A 17,092-nucleotide genomic window follows, 5' to 3' on the forward strand; every position below is an offset into this window, starting at 1 on the left:
ACCAGAGGAGTGTTCATGCACAGCACTTCCCGCTCCGCCCGCACAGTCAGCACCGGCACCGCACCTCTCCCGCCCGCGGCCCTCCCGTCCGCACCCACCCCGGCCGCACCCACCCCGCCGGCCGGCCGCGCGGCAGGCACCGGGGCCCGCACCCGGCGCCTGCCCCGGCTGGCCGCCGCCGCGCTCGCCGCCGGCGCCCTGCTGGCCGGCACGGCCGCCCCCGCCCAGGCCGCGCGGCCCGCGCCCGTCCTGCACCCCGAGCAGGACTTCGCCGGCTCCACCGTCGCCGCCCACGAAGGGAGAGGCGGCCTGCCCGACGCACAGTCACTGGTCGCCCAGACCAAGGGCATGGACGTCTCCAGCCACCAGGGCAACGTCGCCTGGAGCACCGCCGCGGCGAACGGCGCCCGGTTCGCCTACGTGAAGGCCACCGAGGGCACCACCTACACCAACCCGTACTTCGCCCAGCAGTACAACGGCTCCTACAACTCCGGCCTGATCCGCGGCGCCTACCACTTCGCACTGCCCGACGTCTCCGGCGGCGCGGCACAGGCCAACTGGTTCGTCGGGCACGGCGGCGGCTGGTCCGGCGACGGGAAGACCCTGCCGCCGGCGCTCGACATCGAGTACAACCCGTACGGCGCGACCTGCTACGGCCTCAGCCAGAGCGCGATGGTGAGCTGGATCCGGGACTTCAGCAACACCGTCCACAGCCGGACGGGCCGTTACCCGACGATCTACACCACCACCAACTGGTGGAGCACCTGCACTGGCAACAACGCCGGCTTCGGCGCCACCAACCCGCTCTGGATCGCCCGCTACGCGAGCGCCGTCGGCACCCTGCCGGCCGGCTGGAGCTACCAGACCGTCTGGCAGTACGCCGACTCGGGCACCCTGCCCGGCGACCAGAACTGGTTCAACGGGGCCTACGACCGGCTGCAGGCCCTCGCCAAGGGCTGAGCACGCCACGAGGGGCGGTCCGGCGCGGTACACCCGCCGGGCCGCCCCTCCGTCGCGGACCCGGCAGGCCGGAGCGGGACACGGCAGGGCGGGACACGGCAGGGCGGGACACGGCGGAGCGGGACACGGCAGGGCGGGACGAAGCAGGGCGGGGGCAGGCGGAGCGGGGGCCGGTCAGGGCCGGGCGCCCAGCATCCGCAGCACCAGCTCGCCGTAGCGGCGGCCCAGCTCCTGCGGGGACTCGCTGCTGCGCCCGGTGTACCAGCGCGAGACGTCGATCCCGAGCGAGGTCACCGCCCGGGCGGCGGTCTTCACCTCCGCCACCTCGAAGAGGCCGGCCGCCAGGCCGTCCGCGATGATCCCGCTGACCTCGCGCTCGATGTCCAGGCGCAGGCCGGCGACCACCGCGTAGTCCTCGGCGGGCAGCGCGTGCAGTTCGTAGTTGACCACCCGGCCCACCGTCCGGCCCTGCGCGTGCCAGCTGGTGAAGTCCTCGACCAGCCGGCGCATCCGCTCCACCGGGCCGCCCTCGGCCCCGGCGGCGGCCCGGACCAGCTCCAGGGTGGCGGCGTGGCCGGCCCGGCTGATCTCGGCGAGCAGCGCCGCCTTGGACGGGTAGTGGATGTAGAGCGCGGCGGGGCTCATCCCGGCCGCGGTGGCGATGTCCCGGGTGGTGGTCGCGTGGTAGCCGCGCTCGGCGAACGCCTCGACGGCCGCCGCCAGCAAGCGGTACGCGGCCTCGGGGCGGGGCCCGGCTCCGCCGGGGAGCGTGGTCCAGAGGTCGGCGATCGGCGTGCTGGTCATGGCGCCATCCTCCCAGAACTGCGCTGCGGGCCCACGGCCCGGCCCGGAGCCACCGGGACTGTTGACAGGGTCTCGCACCGACAGCATGCTAAGCAAGCGCTTAGTCACTCCTGTTCCACCCCGCTCACCCCCCGCGGACGCCGTACTCCCCCCGGCCCGCCGGACGCGAAAGGACCCTCAGTGGTGCACTCCTTCAAGGGCCAGGTGGCCGTCGTCACCGGAGCCAGCCGCGGGATCGGCCTCGGCATCGCACGCGAGCTGGTCGCCCGCGGCGCCAAGGTCTGCGTCACGGCCCGGGGCGCCGACGCGCTGGCCGAGGCCGTCCAGGACCTCGGCGGACCGGAGGTCGCCATCGGGGTGGCCGGCAAGGCCGACGACCCCGCCCACCAGGAGGAGGCCGTCAGCCGCACCATGGCGGCCTTCGGACGGCTCGACCACCTGGTCAACAACACCGGCATCAACCCGGCCTACGGCCCGGTGCTCGGCACCGACGACGCCCTCGCCGCGAAGATCCTCGCGGTCAACGTGCTCGCCCCGCTGGCCTGGACCCGCCGGGCGCACGCCGCCTGGATGGGCGAGCACGGCGGCTCGGTGGTCAACGTCGCCTCGATCGCCGGCCTCCGCTCCTCCGCGGGCATCGGCATGTACGGCGTCAGCAAGGCCGCCCTGATCCGCCTCACCATGGAGCTGGCCACCGACCTCGGCCCGCGGATCCGGGTCAACGCCGTCGCCCCCGCCGTGGTCAAGACGAAGTTCGCCGAGGCGCTGTACGAGGGCCGCGAGGAGGAGGTCTCCGCCGCCTACCCGCTCGGCCGACTGGGGATGCCCGAGGACATCGCCGGGGCCGTCGCCTTCCTGCTCTCCGCCGACGCCGCCTGGATCACCGGGCAGACCCTGGTCGTCGACGGCGGCGTGACCCTCGGCGGCGGACTGTGAACCCGGACGCCCCGGTCCGGCCGGCCGGACCGGACCCCACCATCCGGAACCACTCCGGTGAGGTCCTGACCGGGCAGAAGCTCTCCGGCCAGGACCTCACCGGGCAGGGCGTGGTCGTCACCGGCGCCGGCCGGGGCATCGGCGCCGCCCTCGCCCGGGCCTTCGCCGCGGCCGGCGCCCGGGTGGTGGTCAACGACCTCGACGCGGCGGCCGCCGCGGCCGTCGCCGAGGAGTGCGGCGGGGTCGCCGCCCCCGGCGACGCGGCGGGCGAGCAGGGCCTGGCCGCCCTGGTCGGGCATGCCCGCGAGGCGCTCGGCGAGATCGACGTCTGGTGCGCCAACGCCGGGGTCGCCCCGACCGGCGGCGCCGAGGCGCCGGCCGCCGCCTGGGCCCTGGCCTGGGAGGTCAACGTGCTCGCGCACGTCCGGGCGGCCGACCTGCTGCTCCCCCGCTGGCTGGAGCGCGGCTCGGGCCGCTTCGTCGCCACCGTCTCGGCCGCCGGGCTGCTCACCAGCCTCGGCTCCGCGCCGTACGCCGTGTCCAAGCACGGCGCGCTGGCCTTCGCCGAATGGCTGGCCGCCACCTACCGCCACCGCGGTCTGCGGGTGCACGCGGTCTGCCCGCAGGGCGTGCGGACGGACATGCTCAGCTCCACCGGCGCGATGGGCGAGATCCTGCTGGCCCCGACCGCCATCGAGGCCGAGGAGGTCGCCGGCGCGGTGCTGGCGGGCCTGCGCGAGGAGCGATTCCTGGTCCTCCCGCACCCCGAGGTCGCCGAGTACTACGCCCACCGGGCCACCGACCCGGACCGCTGGCTGGGCGGGATGAACAAGCTGCAGCGCGCACTGGAGAAGGGCGGAGCCGCATGAGGGCCTGGCAGGTCGACGAACTGGGCGAGCCGCGCGAGGTGATGCGCCTGCGCGAACTGGCCGGCCCGCCCGGCCCCGGCCCGGGTCAGGTGCGGGTTCGGGTCCGCGCGGCGGCGGTGAACTTCCCCGACGCGCTGATGGTGCGCGGCCACTACCAGGTGCGCCCGCCGCTGCCGTTCACGCCGGGCGTGGAACTCTGCGGCGTGGTCGACGCCCTGGGTGAGGGCGTGACCGGCCTGGCGCCCGGCGACCGGGTGATCGGCAACCCCGTACTGCCCGGCGGTGCCTTCGCCGAGTACGCCCTGCTGGAGGCCGGGGCCGTGTTCGCCGCCCCGGACGCGCTGGACGACGCGGAGGCGGCGGCCCTGCACATCGGCTACCAGACGGCGTGGTTCGCCCTGCACCGCCGGGCCGCGCTGCGCCCCGGCGAGACCCTGCTGGTGCACGCCGCGGCGGGCGGGGTCGGCAGTGCGGCCGTCCAGCTCGGCAAGGCGGCCGGCGCCCGGGTGATCGGGGTGGCCGGCGGCGCCGCCAAGGCGGCCGCGGCCCGGGAGCTGGGCGCCGACCTGGTGGTCGACCGGACGGCCGAGGACTTCGTCGCGGTGGTCAAGGAGGCCACCGGCGGTCGCGGTGCCGACGTCGTCTTCGACCCGGTGGGCGGCGACGCCTACACCGGCTCCACCAAGTGCGTCGCCTTCGAGGGCCGGATCGTGGTGGTCGGCTTCGCCGCCGGGCAGATCCCCGCCCCCGCCCTGAACCACGCGCTGGTGAAGAACTACTCGATCCTCGGACTCCACTGGGGCCTCTACAACACCCGCGACCCACGAGCCGTCCGGGCCGCGCACGAGGAGCTGACCAAGCTCGCCGAACAGGGCGTGGTCCGCCCGCTGGTCAGCGCCCGGCTGCCGCTGGCCGAGGCGGCAGCGGGCGTCCAGCTGGTCGCCGACGGGCGCAGCACCGGCCGGGTGGTCGTGCTCGGCGACTGATCCGGGCGGCCGACGCCGCAGGACGTGCCTCGGGGGCCGGCGGTGGTGACCGCCGGCCCCCGTAGGGTGGGCCGCCCGTCGCGTCAGGCGCGGCCGGCCGCCTTCTGGGTACGCCGGGAGAGCGAGTCGACCACGACCGCGGCCAGCAGCACCGCACCGGTGATCATGAACTGGATGGCGTTGCTCACGCCCATGATGTTCATGCCGGACTGGATCGAGCCGATCACCAGCGCACCGAGCAGCGCGGACCAGGTGCTGCCGCGTCCGCCGAAGAGGCTGGTCCCGCCGATGACGGCCGCCGCGATGCAGTTCATCAGCAGGTTGCCGCCGCCGGAGGTCTGGCTGGCCGACTGGATCTGGGCCGCCAGGAAGAGGCCGCCGACCGCCGCCATGGTGGAGCAGATCATGAAGACCGAGATCCGGATCCACGAGACGTTGATACCGGCTCGCCGGGCGCCCTCGATGTTGCCGCCGAGCGCGAAGATCTGCCGGCCGTAGCTGGTGCGGCGGAGCACGAAGTCCAGCACCACGATGAAGATCAGGAAGATCAGCAGGGCCAGCGGCAGGCCCTTGTACTGGTTGAGGGTGTAGGCCACCACGAAGGCGATGACGGCCAGCACGATCGTGCGCAGCGCGATGTCCGCCGGTGGGCGGTAGGGCACGCCGGCCGCGCGCCGGCGCCGGGCGTCGAACAGGTTGGCCCCCAGGAAAAGCAGCACGCCGACCGCCGCCAGCAGGTAGGCCGCGATGGTCTGGCTGTAGATCGTGGTGTAGAGCCGGGAGACGATGTCCTTGCCGGAGAGGTTGACCGTGCCGGAGGAGCCCAGGATCTGGAGCATCAGACCGTTCCAGGCGAGGTTGCCGGCGAGGGTGACGACGAAGGCGGGCACGCCGACCTTGGCGAAGAACAGGCCCTGGATCAGGCCGACGATCGCGCCGCCGGCGATGGCCGAGATCAGGGCCACCCACTGGTTGACGCCGTGGGTGACGTTCATGACCGCGAAGATGGCCGCGCAGAGTCCGCTGACCGAGCCGACCGACAGGTCGATCTCGCCGAGCAGCAGCACGAAGACGACGCCGATGGCGATCATCCCGGTGCCGACGATCTGCTGGGAGAGGTTGGAGAGGTTCTGGGCGGAGAGGAAGGTGCTGTTCAGGCTGCCGAACACGGCCCAGATGATGATCAGGGCCAGCACCACGGGGAGCGAGCCGAGCTCGCCGCTGCTCAGCCGGCGCTTGAACTCGCCCAGGTAGCCCTTGACGCCCCCCTCCCGCACGATCAGGCGCGGGTCGACCACCGGGGTGGCCGCGGCGGCCACCGGGACGGGTGCGTTCACGCCGCCCTTGGGCATGCTGTCCTCGGGCAGCGGCGGGCGGTGGTACTCGCCGTCGCCCGGCTGCGGATTGTTGTCGCTGCTCACAGTTGACCCTCCGAGCCACGCGCCTGACGGCGGGTCACGGCGTTGTCCGTGGCGCCGGTGATGGCGGAGATGATCTCTTCCTTGTTGGTGTAGCGCCGGTCGAAGAAGCCGTTGTTGCGGCCGAGGCGAAGCACCGCGATCCGGTCGGCGACGGCCATCACGTCGGCCATGTTGTGGCTGATCAGGATGACGCCGAGGCCCCGGTCGCGCAGCCGCTCGACCAGGTCGAGGACCTGGGCGGTCTGCTCGACGCCGAGGGCCGCGGTGGGCTCGTCGAGGATGACGACCTTGGGGTCGCCGACCAGGGCCCTGGCGATGGCCACGGTCTGGCGCTGGCCGCCGGAGAGCGAGGCGATCGGGATCCGGACGCTGGGGATGCGGATCGACAGGGTGCTGAGCAGCTCGCGGGAGCGCTTCTCCATGCCGACCTCGTCGAGGATGGTGAAGTGCCGCATCTCGCGGCCCAGGAACAGGTTGCCGACCACGTCGAGGTTGTCGCAGAGCGCGAGGTCCTGGTAGACCGTGGCGACCCCGAGGGTCTGGGCGTCCTGCGGCCGGTGGATGGACACCGGCCGGCCCTCCCACTCGATCACTCCGTCGTCCGGCTGGTTGACCCCGGCGATCGTCTTGACCAGCGTGGACTTGCCGGCGCCGTTGTCGCCCACCAGGGCGACGACCTCGCCCGGGCGCACCTCCAGCTCGACGTCGGTGAGCGCCTGGACGGCGCCGAACCGTTTGGAGACTCCGCGCAGCGCGAGTACGGGCTCAGCTGCCACAGCTATCAACTCCCTTGTTCACCAGGGCCCCTGAACACGACCGGGTCGGCCCGGCCCCGACGGGCCGGGCTCCGGTCAGGACAGACCCGCATCCGCGCAGGCCGCGGCGTAGTCCGGCGTGCAGATCTGCGCGACGGTGTAGAGGCCGTCCTTGACCACGGTGTCCTTGATGTTGGCCTTGACCAGGACGATCGGGGTGATCAGGACGGACGGCACCTTGTTGCCGCTGCCGCTGGTGGACGTCGCCGTCGCCGAGGCGGTCGGCACGCCCTTGCCCTGGGCGAGGGCCACCGCCATGGCCGCGGCCGCGTCGGCCTCCGGCTTGTACGGCTTGTAGATGGACATCGTCTGGGTGTTGACGAGGATCCGCTGCACCGCGTCCAGCTGGGCGTCCTGCCCGGTCAGCGGCACGGAGAGGTTCGCGGCCTTGAGGGCGGTGGCGATACCGGCGGCCATGCCGTCGTTGGCGGAGTAGACGCCGACCACGTTCTGGGCGCCGAGCGCGGTGATCGCGGCGGCGGCCTCCTGGTTGGCGTTGTTCGGGTCCCAGTTCGGGGTGTCGTACTCCTTGCCGATGGTGAGCTTGCCGTCCATCGCGCTGTGCGCGCCGGCCTTGAACTCGGCCGCGTTGGGGTCGGTCGGCGAGCCGTTGATCATGATGATCTTGCCGGACGAGGCCTTGTCGCCGACCGCCGTCACCAGCGCCTCGCCCTGCAGCACGCCGACCTTGAAGTTGTCGAAGGAGACGTAGGCGTCGATGGGGCCCTGGGCCAGCCGGTCGTAGGCGACCACCTTCACGCCCGCGTCGTGCGCCTTCTGCACCGAGGACTGGATCGACTTGGCGTCCACCGCGTCCAGGATCAGGACCTGGTTGCCCTTGGTGAGGGCGGTGTCCACCTGGGTCTGCTGGGTCGTCGCGTCCTGGTTGGCGTTGTAGTAGTCGATCTGCGCGTCCGGCGCGATGGCCTTGATCGCCTGCTCGATCAGGGGCTTGTCGAACTGCTCGTATCGCGTCGTCTTGGTCTCGGGCAGCAGCAGACCGATCTTGATCGGCCCGCTGGCACCGCCCGAGCCCCCACCCGAGGACCCGGTGGACTGCTTCGCGCTCCCGCACGAGGCGAGGGTGAGCGCGACGGTGACGGCCGCGGCGGCGGCGACGATGCGGGAAGGACCTGGCTTCACTGGAATGCCTCTCAGAGTGGAGAACACCCCCCGGGATCCGAGTCTCCGGCGGCCCGCCGCCCGCGGCTATCCAGGACGGCCGAATGTGCTCATCCGGCAGGGCCGGACGGGTGACGCGGCCCCCGCACGGCACCGGCGACGCCCGTTCGGACCGCGACCTCTGGCACCCTCCGGACGGCGGGAGGAAGATGTGAGACGCCTCCCCACCGGGGCGCCGCGCCCGCCGCAGACCGCGGCCGGAGCCCGGCACGGACGCGGCCGGGCGCCATCGCCGGCCGCGGTCCCGCAGGCCGCCAACCAACACCTGACGAGAAGAGGGTGGGGCTCAGTGTCCACTCCCCCCGGTCCGCCCACTCCGCCTCCGCCCGGCCGGCCCACCCCGCCCGCGGCGCCGCTGGTCACCGGCTCCGGAGCCGGTGAGAAGGGGCTCAAGAACGGCGCGCTCGGCCTGGTCTCCTCGGTGGCGATCGGCCTCGCCTCCACCGCTCCCGCGTACAGCCTGGCCGCCACACTGGGCATCATCGTCGCCGGTGTGGGGCTGCAGGCGCCGATCATCACCATCCTCGGCTTCGTCCCGATGCTGCTGATCGCCTACGCCTACAAGGAGCTCAACGCCTCCGACCCCGACTGCGGCACCACCTTCACCTGGGCCGCGCGCGCCTTCGGCCCGCGCACCGGCTGGCTCGGCGGCTGGGGCATCGTCGTCGCCGACATCATCGTGATGGCCAACCTGGCCCAGATCGCGGGCGTCTACGGCTTCCGGCTGTTCGGGCTGGACTCGCTGGCCGAGAACACCACCTGGACCACGCTGGCCGGGGTCGTCTGGATCATCGTGATGACGTGGATCTGCTACATCGGCATCGAGATCTCGGCGGCCCTGCAGCGCTGGCTGCTGACCATCGAGATCATCATGCTGGTGCTGATGTCGGTGACCGCCCTGGTGAAGGTCTACGGCTCCAACCCGCCGGAGACCGCGATCCAGGTCTCGGCCTCCTGGTTCAACCCCTTCGAGGTGTCCTCCTCCAGCGCCCTCACCTCCGGGATCCTCGCCGCGGTGTTCATCTACTGGGGCTGGGACACCGCCGTCTCGGTCAACGAGGAGACGGCCGACAGCGCCCGCACCCCGGGGCGGGCCGCGGTGATCTCCACCGTGCTGCTGCTCGCCATCTACGCCCTGGTCGCCACGGCCTCGCAGGCCTTCGCCGGCGTCGGCACCGAGGGCATCGGACTGGGCAACCCGGACAACTCCGAGGACGTGCTCTCCAGCCTCGGCAGCGCCATCTTCGGCGATTCGGGCTTCGGCGGGTTCCTGACCAAGCTGCTGATCTTCATGGTGCTGACCTCCTCGGCGGCCTCCACCCAGACCACCATCCTGCCGACCGCCCGGACCACCTTCTCGATGGCCGCGCACAAGGCCGTCCCGTCCCAGTTCGCCCGGGTGCACGCCCGCCACCAGACCCCGACCTGGTCGACGGTCGGGATGGGCATCGCCTCGATCGCCTTCTACGTCCTGCTCACCTCGATCAGCGACAACGTGCTGGCGGACTCGATCGCCTCGGTGGGCCTCGGCATCGCCTTCTACTACGGGCTCACCGGGTTCGCCTGCGTCTGGTACTACCGCCGGGTGCTGACCCGCAGCGCCAAGGACTTCATCTTCAAGGGCGTACTGCCGCTGCTCGGCGGGCTGATGCTGCTGTACTTCTTCTGCTACGCGGCGTTCGACGTCTACGCCCAGCCGGACTACGGCAGCACCACCGTCGACCTGCCGCTGTTCGGCGAGACCGGCGGGGTCACGGTGATCGGCATCGGGGCGCTGCTGCTCGGCGTCGTTCTGATGCTCGTCCAGTGGGCCGTGCAGGGCTCCTGGTTCCGTCACCCGGACGTGCCGGTGAGCGCCGCCGACCCGGAGAGCGCACCGAGGTCCTGAACCCCGCCACCGCGCCGCACAGGTGTCTGAATTCCCGTCAACTGCCGCGACCAGCAAGAACATCGATCTTATTCTCTTTCGGCGGCGCAGCGGCGATGATGAGCGAATGACAGCTCAGTACAGGGCATTGGCGTGGGCGGGTGCGATCCTCGGCGCGCTGACGGCCGTCGGCCTGGTGGTCTACGCGATGGTGGGGGACCTGGAGACGGCGGACCGGGTGGCCTCCGTGCTCGGGGCCGTGGTGGGGCTGGCCGCCCTGGTCGTCTCGCTCTTCTCGCTGCGGACACCGGCGGCCCCCGCGACCGGCGCGCCCCGGGTCCGCATCGATCGCACCGTCAACGCCGACGGGAACATCCGGGGCCGGGTCCGGACCGGCGACGAAGGGCCGGCCGCCGCCGCTCCCGCCCAGGCCGCCCCGGCGCAGGACCCCGGCGTCACCGTCACCAGGTCGGTCGTCGCGGGCGGTGACATCACCGGCACGGTGATCACCGGCGACACCCGCCCCGGCAACCCGCCCGGCCCGACCCCGTGACGGAGCACTCCCCGGGAGCGGGCGCCGGCCGGCCCAGGAACCGGCCGGCGGCGCCCGTTCCCCCGCAGCGCCTGGACATCGACCGGGGCATCGTGGGCGGCCGCGACCTCGCCGGCGTGTTCGTGACCGGTGACAACGCCACGGTGCACCACGAGCACCACGTCCATCTGCCGCCCCGGCCCGCCGTCCGCCCCGGGCCGGACGGCGGGGCGGTCCCTCGGGACCGGACGGCGAAGCGGCCGGCCGAGGACGCGGGCGGACAGCCCGCGCAGCTCTCCGGCCGGACCCTCGGCTTCGTCCTGCTCGGCATCCTCCTGGTGATCGGCGCCATCGTCTCGGGCCTCGACGACCCGGCGCCGGAGGGCGCCGTCCCGGCCTCGCTGGCGAGCCTCGACGACCTCGAATCCACCGAGGCGCTGGCCTTCGCACCCGACGGGCGCACCCTCACCGTCACCGGTGGAAACGGCGTCACCCGGATCTGGGACCCCGGCACCCGGAGGACCACCCCGGCCCTGCCCGACCCGCTGCCCGGCACCGCCGGCGGTGTGCTGCTCAGCGCCGACGGGCGGACGCTCGCCGGGGCCGACGGCAACAAGGTCCGGCTGACGGAGGTGGCGACCGGGCGCACGCCGGCCACGCTCACCCACGGGAACTTCCTGCAGAACGTTACGGCGATGGCCTTCAGCCCGGACGGCCGGACGCTCGCCACCGCCGGTGGCGACGACCGGATCCGGGGCTGGGAGGTGGCGACCGGCCGGCCCGCCTTCACCCTCGCACGGGCCCCGCACACCACCGCGCTCGCCTTCAGCCCCGACGGCACGGTGCTCGCAGGCGTCGGCGGACCACCTGACGGCGGGGCCGACGGCGGCTCCGTCCGGTTCTGGAACACGGCGACCGGGGTTCTCCTCACCAGCCTCGCCCAGCACGAGAACGGCTACGCCGGCTCGGCGGCGTTCAGTCCGGACGGGCTCACGCTCGCCTTCTCGGCCGGCCGGGTGGTCCGGTTCGTCGACGTCGCCCAGGGCCGGCTCGGCGACGGCAGACTCACCGGCCACAGCCGTGACATCAACGACCTGGCGTTCGGCCGGGACGGGCGGACGCTCGCCACCGCCGGCGGCGACCGAACCGTCCGGCTCTGGAACCTGTCGTCCGGCCGGACCTTCGCCACCCTCACCGAGCACGACGGCGCCGTCCGCGACCTCGCCTTCAGCCCGGACGGGCTGCTGCTGGCCACCGCCGGGGCCGACCGCACCGCCCGCCTGTGGACGGTGCCCTGTTTCTCGCCCGACCTGCTGGTGACGGCCTCCGCCTCGCCCGGCGGCCGGCCGGCCCCTCGCCCCACGGCCACGGCGTGCGCGCCTGCCCCGACCCACCGGACCGACCACGACGGTTGACGGTGCCCCCGTGCGCGCGCCGGGGCCGGGGCACGGGGCCGGCCGGTGACCGGCCGGCGGCGGGCGTCAGGGCACCCAACGCATCTCGGGGAAGCGAGCCGAGGGGCCGTCCAGCAGGTGGTCGTCCCGGCCGCGCAGCCAGCGGTCGAAGAACGAGGCCACGTAGGCGCGGGTCGCGGCGACCGCGCGTTCCGGGCGCACCGTCCCGATGTCGTCGGTGACGGTGGCGGCCGGGGCGGCGCCCTGGCGGGCCAGTCGGGGCAGCAGCGACTCGGCGTCGGTGTAGGAGCCGTGCCGGGAGCCGGCCAGGGTGACGTCCGCGTGCCAGCCGCGGGTGTGCTGCCAGAAGGCCTCCCAGGAGGGCTGCTGCTGGTGGCCGCCGGAGTCCGGGTTGTCCGTGCCCATCAGCAGGAAGGGCGCGTCCAGGCCGTCCCGGGCGGCGCTGCCGAAGGTGCTGCCGGTGCTGTCGGGCAGCGGGAACTCCATCGTGCCGTCCAGGTTGACGCCGGCCTTGATCCGCGGGTCGTCGTGGATGGCCTGGGCCGCCGTGAAGCCGCCGGCCGAATGGCCGACCATGCCGACCCGGTCCAGGTCGAGGACGCCCGCCAGGCCGGCCGGCAGGACGCCGTCCCCGCCCCGGGCCTCGCCCCGGACCTGAACCTCGCCGCCCTGGGCCCGTAGGGCGGTGAGACGGTCCAGCACCAGACGGACGTCGTCCACCCGGGACGCCACCGCCTTGCGCAGGACGGCGTCGATCGCCGCCGGGTCCTGGAGGCCGGCCAGGTCGGGGAAGACCGACTCGGCGAGGCGCCCGCCCGGGAACTCCACCTCGGAGGCCTCGTAGGTGTGGTCGACGGTGACCACGACGTAGCCGCGCGAGGCCAGGTCCTCCACCAGGCCGGTGTTCCAGGTGCGCGGGTCGCCCAGGCCGGCCGAGTGGAGCAGCACCGGGCGCGGGCCGCCGGCCCGCAGGGCGGGGGCGTCCTGGCGGGCGTGCGTCCGGGTCGCCGACCAGTCCGTGCGGCCCGGCGGCAGACCGTAGTTGAAGCTGCCGGCCCCGCGCGGGGTGCCGAAGTGGGCGGCGGCCGACGGCGTCATCTGCGGGGCCCGCGGGCCCGGCGCCCCGGCGGCCGGGTACCAGAGGCTGATCATCAGCTCCCTGGTCCGCTCCGGGTGCCAGGGGTCGGGCCGGCCGGGGTCGGCCAGCCGGAGCGAGGTGGTGCCCACCGGGAAGGGTCCGGTGGGGGCCGGGAGCACCGCGGTGGCCCGTTCGCCCGCTGCCCCGGCCACCGCGGGTACCGGTGCCGCTGCGGGTACCGGTGCCGCTGCGGCCGCCGGACCGGCCACCGTCCCCAGCACGGTGGCCGCCGCCGCCAGCGTCAGGGCCGCGGACAGGCCGCGCCGGCGGCCGGTGGTGCGGCGTCCCGGCGGCTGCGGCGCGGCCGGCGGCGGCGCTGTGGTCCGTACTGCGATCCGCGCTGCGGCGATCGTCGACGAGGCGTGCATGGGTCCCGGCTCCTCCCGTCGGCCCGCCTCCGTACGGTGGGCCGCTGCCGCCGACGGTACGGCGGGGCCGCCGCCCCGGACGTCATACTCCGGAGCCAACTCCGCTTCTCATACCGGCGTATGACCTCCGGTGGGCCGATCGGACGCGTCGGCCCGCCCCCGTCCTGCCCCCGTCCCGCCCCCGGGCAGTGGGAGCGGGACGGGGGTGGGTGGACCGTTCGGACGGGCGGGACAGCCGTGCGGGCCGGTCAGACGTGCGGCAGCCGCGGCAGCTGTCCGGGGACCGGCAGCGCGGCGAGGGTGGCCAGCGAGGCCCGGTGGCGGCCGGGCGTGCCGAGGGCCAGCTGGTCCGCCTTGGCGCGCTTCAGGTAGAGGTGGACGGGGTGCTCCCAGGTCATCCCGATCCCGCCGTGCAGCTGCACGGCCTCCTCCGCCGCACGGACGGCGACCGCACCGCAGTGCGAGGCGGCGACCGCCACCAGGACGGCGGCGTCGGCGCTCCCGGTGGCCAGCGCGTCGGCCGCGGCCCGGGCGGCGGCCCGGGCGCCCGCGACGTCCAGCCAGAGATCGGCCAGCCGGTGCTTGAGCGCCTGGAACGAGCCGACCACCCGCCCGAACTGCCGGCGCTCCCGCAGGTACGCCACGGTGGTGGCGAGGCACCACTCGGCCAGTCCGAGCTGCTCGGAGGCCAGCAGGCCGGCGCCGGTCAGCAGGGCCTCCCAGAGCACGGCCTCGGCCTGGTCCGGGCCCACCAACAGCCTGCCCGGGGCGGCCTCCAGCCGGAGGTCGGCGAGCGGGCGGGTGAGGTCGAGCGAACCCCGCGCGGTGACCGTGACATCGGCCGCGTCCACCGCGTAGAGGCCGGGCCCGTCCGGTCCGTCGGCGGGAACGATCAGCAGGCCGGCCGCCGGCACGTCGGCGACCGAACCGACCGCACCGGTCAGAGCCCCGGCCGCGTCCGCCCGGACGCCCAGCGGGAAGGCCGCGTCGGGAGCGGTGGAGAGCGTGACGGCCAGCGTGGCCGTCCGGTCCCCCGCGCACAGCGCGGGCCACTCGCCGGCCGCCCGGTCGCCGGCCGCGAGCAGCACGGTGGTGGCCAGCACGGCGCTGCCGAGGAACGGCACCGGCGCGCAGGTGCGGCCCAACTCCTCCAGCACGACGGCGGTCTCGCGCAGCGAGGCCCCGGCGCCGCCGAGCGCCTCGGGCACCTGGAGCGCCACCACGCCGAGTTCCCGGGCCAGTGTCCGCCACAGCCCGGCGTCCTGCGGTTCCTGCCCCTCGCACCGGGCGAGGACGGCCTGCGGCGGGCAGCGGTCGGCGAGCACCGCGCGGACGGCGGAGCGCAGGTCCTCCTCCACCTCCGAGTACAGCAGGTCGAGTTCGGTCATCGGGCCGACTCCTTCCAGGGCACGTCCTTGTCCGAGCGGGGCTCGGCGGGCAGGCCGAGGACGCGCTCGGCGATGATGTTGCGCAGGATCTCGGAGCTGCCGCCCTCGATCGAGTTGCCCTTGGCGCGCAGGTAGCGGTAGCCGGCGTCCCGGCCGGTGAAGTCGACCAGCTCCGGCCTGGACATCGTCCAGTCGCCGTAGCCGAGCCCGTCCTCGGCGAGCAACTCGACCTCCAGGCCGGTCAGTTCCTGGGCCAGCCGGGCGAAGGCCAGCTTGGCGGCGGCGCCCTCGGGCCCCGGCTGGCCGACCGCGAGCTGCTGGCGCAGCCGCTCTCCCATGAGCCGGAGCACCTCGGCGTCGGTCCAGCCCTGGAGCAGCCGCTGGTGCAGCTCGTGGGTGCGCAACTCGGGGTGCCGGCGCCAGGTTTCGGCGAGGATGCCGATCAGGCCGCCCTCGCGCGGGGTGCGCTGGCCGCCGATCGCGACCCGCTCGTTGTTGAGGGTGGTCTGGGCGATCTGCCAGCCCTCGCCGACCGCGCCTAGCCGATGGGCGTCGGGGATCCGCACGCCCGTCAGGAAGACCTCGTTGAACTCGGCCTCACCGGTGAGCTGGCGCAGCGGACGGACGTCCACGCCGGGGTCGGTCATGTCGCAGACGAAGTAGCTGATGCCCTGGTGCTTGGGGACGTCCGGGTCGGTCCGGGCGAGCAGGATGGCCCAGCGGGCGAGGTGGGCGCTGGAGGTCCACACCTTCTGGCCGTCCACCGTCCAGCCGGCGTCCGGGCCGTCACCGTCGCGGACGGCCCGGGTGGCGAGCGCGGCCAGGTCGGAGCCGGCGCCGGGCTCGCTGAAGAGCTGGCACCAGACCTCCTCGCCGGTCCACAACGGGCGCAGGAAGCGGCGCTTCTGCTCCTCGGTGCCGTAGCGCAGGATGGTGGGGGCGGCCATCCCGAGCCCGATGCCGATCCGGCGGGGGTCGTTGTCGGGGGCGCCGGCGGCGGCGAGTTCGGCGTCGACCACGGCTTGCAGGGCGCGCGGCGCACCGAGGCCGCCGAGGCCGGGCGGGAAGTGCACCCAGGCCAGGCCGGCGTCGAAGCGGGCCCGCAGGAACTCCAGCGGGTCGGTCGTCGCCGGGTCGTGGGCCGCCAGCAACCCGGCGGTACGGGTGACGAGTTCGTCGGCGGTGGTCATCGGCCGACCTCCCGGTGCCGCTTGAGCTCCCGGCGGGCCAGCGAGCGCTTGTGCACCTCGTCCGGGCCGTCGGCCAGCCGCAGGGTGCGGTTGCCGGCCCAGAGCTGGGCGAGCGGGGTGTCCTGGCTGACGCCGGCCGCACCGTACGCCTGGACGGCCTTGTCCAGGATCCACTCCACGGTGAGCGGGGTGGCGATCTTGATGGCCTGGATCTCGGTGTGGGCGCCCCGGTTGCCGACGGTGTCCATCAGCCAGGCGGTCTTCAGCACCAGCAGCCGGGCCTGCTCGATCCGCACCCGGGACTCGGCGATCCAGTCCTGCACCACGCCCTGTTCGGCGAGCGGACGGCCGAAGGCGACCCGCTCCAGGGTGCGGCGGCACATCAGCTCCAGCGCGCGCTCGGCGATCCCGATCGCCCGCATGCAGTGGTGGATCCGGCCGGGGCCGAGCCTGGCCTGGGCGATGGCGAAGCCGGAGCCCTCCTCGCCGATCAGGTTGCCGGCCGGCACCCGGACGTCCTCGAAGGTGATCTCGGCGTGCCCGCCGTGGTCGGCGTCGTCGTAGCCGAAGACCCGCATGCCGCGCCGGACGGTCACCCCGGGGGTGTCGCGGGGCACCAGGATCATGCTCTGCTGCCGGTGCGGCTCGGCGGCCGGGTCGGTCTTGCCCATCACGATGAAGATCTTGCAGGCCGGGTTCATCGCCCCGGTGATGTACCACTTGCGGCCGTTGACCACGTACTCGTCGCCGTCGCGCTCGATCCGGGTGGCGATGTTGGAGGCGTCGGAGGAGGCCACCTCGGGCTCGGTCATCGCGAAGGCGGAGCGGATCTCGGCGTTCAGCAGCGGCTCCAGCCACTGCTTGCGCTGGTCCGCGTCGGCGAACTGGGCCAGCAGCTCCATGTTGCCGGTGTCGGGTGCCGCGCAGTTGAGCGCGGCCGGCGCCAGGTGGGGGCTGCGGCCGGTGATCTCGGCGAGCGGCGCGTACTGCAGATTGGTCAGGCCGGCTCCGCCCTCCCCCGGGAGGAAGAGGTTCCACAGGCCGAGGCGGCGGGCGTGTGCCTGCAGCTCGGCGACCACCGGCGGGATGTCCCAGTGTTCCCGCGCCGGGTCGGCGAGCTGCTCCTCCAGCACCGCTTCGGCCGGGTGGACGTACTCGTCCATGAAGGCGAGCAGCCGCTCGCGCAGCTCCAGGGTGCGGGCGTCGTACGAGAAGTCCATG

Annotated in this window: 15 protein-coding genes; 7 read left to right on the forward strand and 8 right to left on the reverse strand. The window is 74.1% G+C overall.

The window, feature by feature from the left end; translation table 11 throughout:
* Positions 1-15 precede the first annotated feature (15 nt).
* Positions 16-960 carry a lysozyme gene (locus tag IE329_RS18535; RefSeq protein ID WP_190212027.1) on the forward strand — a complete coding sequence of 315 codons (945 nt, stop codon included), beginning with the start codon at positions 16-18 and terminating at the stop codon, positions 958-960.
* 174 nt (positions 961-1,134) lie between these two features.
* Here IE329_RS18535 and IE329_RS18540 read toward each other — a convergent pair whose 3' ends face one another.
* Positions 1,135-1,764, reverse strand: a complete 630-nt coding sequence (locus tag IE329_RS18540) for a TetR/AcrR family transcriptional regulator (protein ID WP_190212028.1) — start codon at positions 1,762-1,764, stop codon at positions 1,135-1,137.
* A 180-nt stretch (positions 1,765-1,944) separates the two neighbouring features.
* Between IE329_RS18540 and IE329_RS18545 the strand changes: the two genes are divergently transcribed.
* From IE329_RS18545 to IE329_RS18555, 3 genes are all read left to right on the forward strand, one after another.
* Complete coding sequence (locus IE329_RS18545; protein ID WP_229927565.1) at positions 1,945-2,700, forward strand: SDR family oxidoreductase; 756 nt, start codon at positions 1,945-1,947, stop codon at positions 2,698-2,700.
* 65 nt (positions 2,701-2,765) lie between these two features.
* A complete protein-coding gene (locus tag IE329_RS18550; protein ID WP_190212112.1) occupies positions 2,766-3,569 on the forward strand; it encodes an SDR family oxidoreductase in 804 nt (267 codons plus the stop codon).
* Positions 3,566-4,555 carry an NADPH:quinone oxidoreductase family protein gene (locus IE329_RS18555; RefSeq protein WP_190212029.1) on the forward strand — a complete coding sequence of 330 codons (990 nt, stop codon included), beginning with the start codon at positions 3,566-3,568 and terminating at the stop codon, positions 4,553-4,555. The genes IE329_RS18550 and IE329_RS18555 overlap by 4 nt, the downstream gene beginning before the upstream one ends.
* 83 nt (positions 4,556-4,638) lie before the next feature.
* On the opposite strand, the gene IE329_RS18560 is transcribed toward IE329_RS18555, so the two are convergent.
* The 3 genes from IE329_RS18560 to IE329_RS18570 all read right to left on the reverse strand — a co-directional run bounded on the left by IE329_RS18560 (position 4,639) and on the right by IE329_RS18570 (position 7,934).
* Positions 4,639-5,907: a sugar ABC transporter permease gene (locus tag IE329_RS18560; RefSeq protein ID WP_190212113.1), complete on the reverse strand. Its 1,269-nt coding sequence runs from the start codon at positions 5,905-5,907 to the stop codon at positions 4,639-4,641.
* A 65-nt stretch (positions 5,908-5,972) separates the two neighbouring features.
* Positions 5,973-6,752 (reverse strand): ATP-binding cassette domain-containing protein, encoded by a 780-nt coding sequence (locus tag IE329_RS18565; RefSeq protein ID WP_370882165.1) that lies wholly within the window; start codon positions 6,750-6,752, stop codon positions 5,973-5,975.
* A 75-nt stretch (positions 6,753-6,827) separates the two neighbouring features.
* Positions 6,828-7,934: a substrate-binding domain-containing protein gene (locus IE329_RS18570; RefSeq protein ID WP_190212031.1), complete on the reverse strand. Its 1,107-nt coding sequence runs from the start codon at positions 7,932-7,934 to the stop codon at positions 6,828-6,830.
* Between the two features lie 328 nt (positions 7,935-8,262).
* On the opposite strand from IE329_RS18570, the gene IE329_RS18575 reads away from it, so the two are divergent.
* From IE329_RS18575 to IE329_RS18585, 3 genes are all read left to right on the forward strand, one after another.
* Complete coding sequence (locus tag IE329_RS18575) at positions 8,263-9,861, forward strand: APC family permease (protein WP_190212032.1); 1,599 nt, start codon at positions 8,263-8,265, stop codon at positions 9,859-9,861.
* Positions 9,862-9,967: 106 nt separating this feature from the next.
* The gene (locus IE329_RS18580) at positions 9,968-10,393 is read left to right on the forward strand and encodes a hypothetical protein (protein WP_190212033.1); all 426 of its coding nucleotides are present in this window, start codon (positions 9,968-9,970) and stop codon (positions 10,391-10,393) included.
* Positions 10,390-11,787 (forward strand): WD40 repeat domain-containing protein, encoded by a 1,398-nt coding sequence (locus IE329_RS18585; RefSeq protein WP_190212034.1) that lies wholly within the window; start codon positions 10,390-10,392, stop codon positions 11,785-11,787. The genes IE329_RS18580 and IE329_RS18585 overlap by 4 nt, the downstream gene beginning before the upstream one ends.
* 66 nt (positions 11,788-11,853) lie before the next feature.
* Here the strand turns inward: IE329_RS18585 and IE329_RS18590 are convergent, their stop codons facing one another.
* The 4 genes from IE329_RS18590 to IE329_RS18605 form a co-directional block, all read right to left on the reverse strand.
* On the reverse strand, positions 11,854-13,293 hold the full coding sequence (locus IE329_RS18590) for an alpha/beta hydrolase family protein (RefSeq protein WP_190212035.1): 1,440 nt from the start codon (positions 13,291-13,293) through the stop codon (positions 11,854-11,856).
* 248 nt (positions 13,294-13,541) lie between these two features.
* Complete coding sequence (locus IE329_RS18595; protein WP_190212036.1) at positions 13,542-14,681, reverse strand: acyl-CoA dehydrogenase family protein; 1,140 nt, start codon at positions 14,679-14,681, stop codon at positions 13,542-13,544.
* On the reverse strand, positions 14,678-15,871 hold the full coding sequence (locus IE329_RS18600; RefSeq protein ID WP_190212037.1) for an acyl-CoA dehydrogenase family protein: 1,194 nt from the start codon (positions 15,869-15,871) through the stop codon (positions 14,678-14,680). Before IE329_RS18600 ends, IE329_RS18595 begins: the two co-directional genes overlap by 4 nt.
* Positions 15,868-17,091 carry an acyl-CoA dehydrogenase family protein gene (locus IE329_RS18605; protein WP_190212038.1) on the reverse strand — a complete coding sequence of 408 codons (1,224 nt, stop codon included), beginning with the start codon at positions 17,089-17,091 and terminating at the stop codon, positions 15,868-15,870. The genes IE329_RS18600 and IE329_RS18605 overlap by 4 nt, the downstream gene beginning before the upstream one ends.
* Position 17,092: the final 1 nt, after the last annotated feature.

The sequence above is a fragment of the Kitasatospora indigofera genome, from assembly GCF_014655955.1.
GTDB classification, from domain to species: Bacteria; Actinomycetota; Actinomycetes; order Streptomycetales; family Streptomycetaceae; genus Kitasatospora; species Kitasatospora indigofera.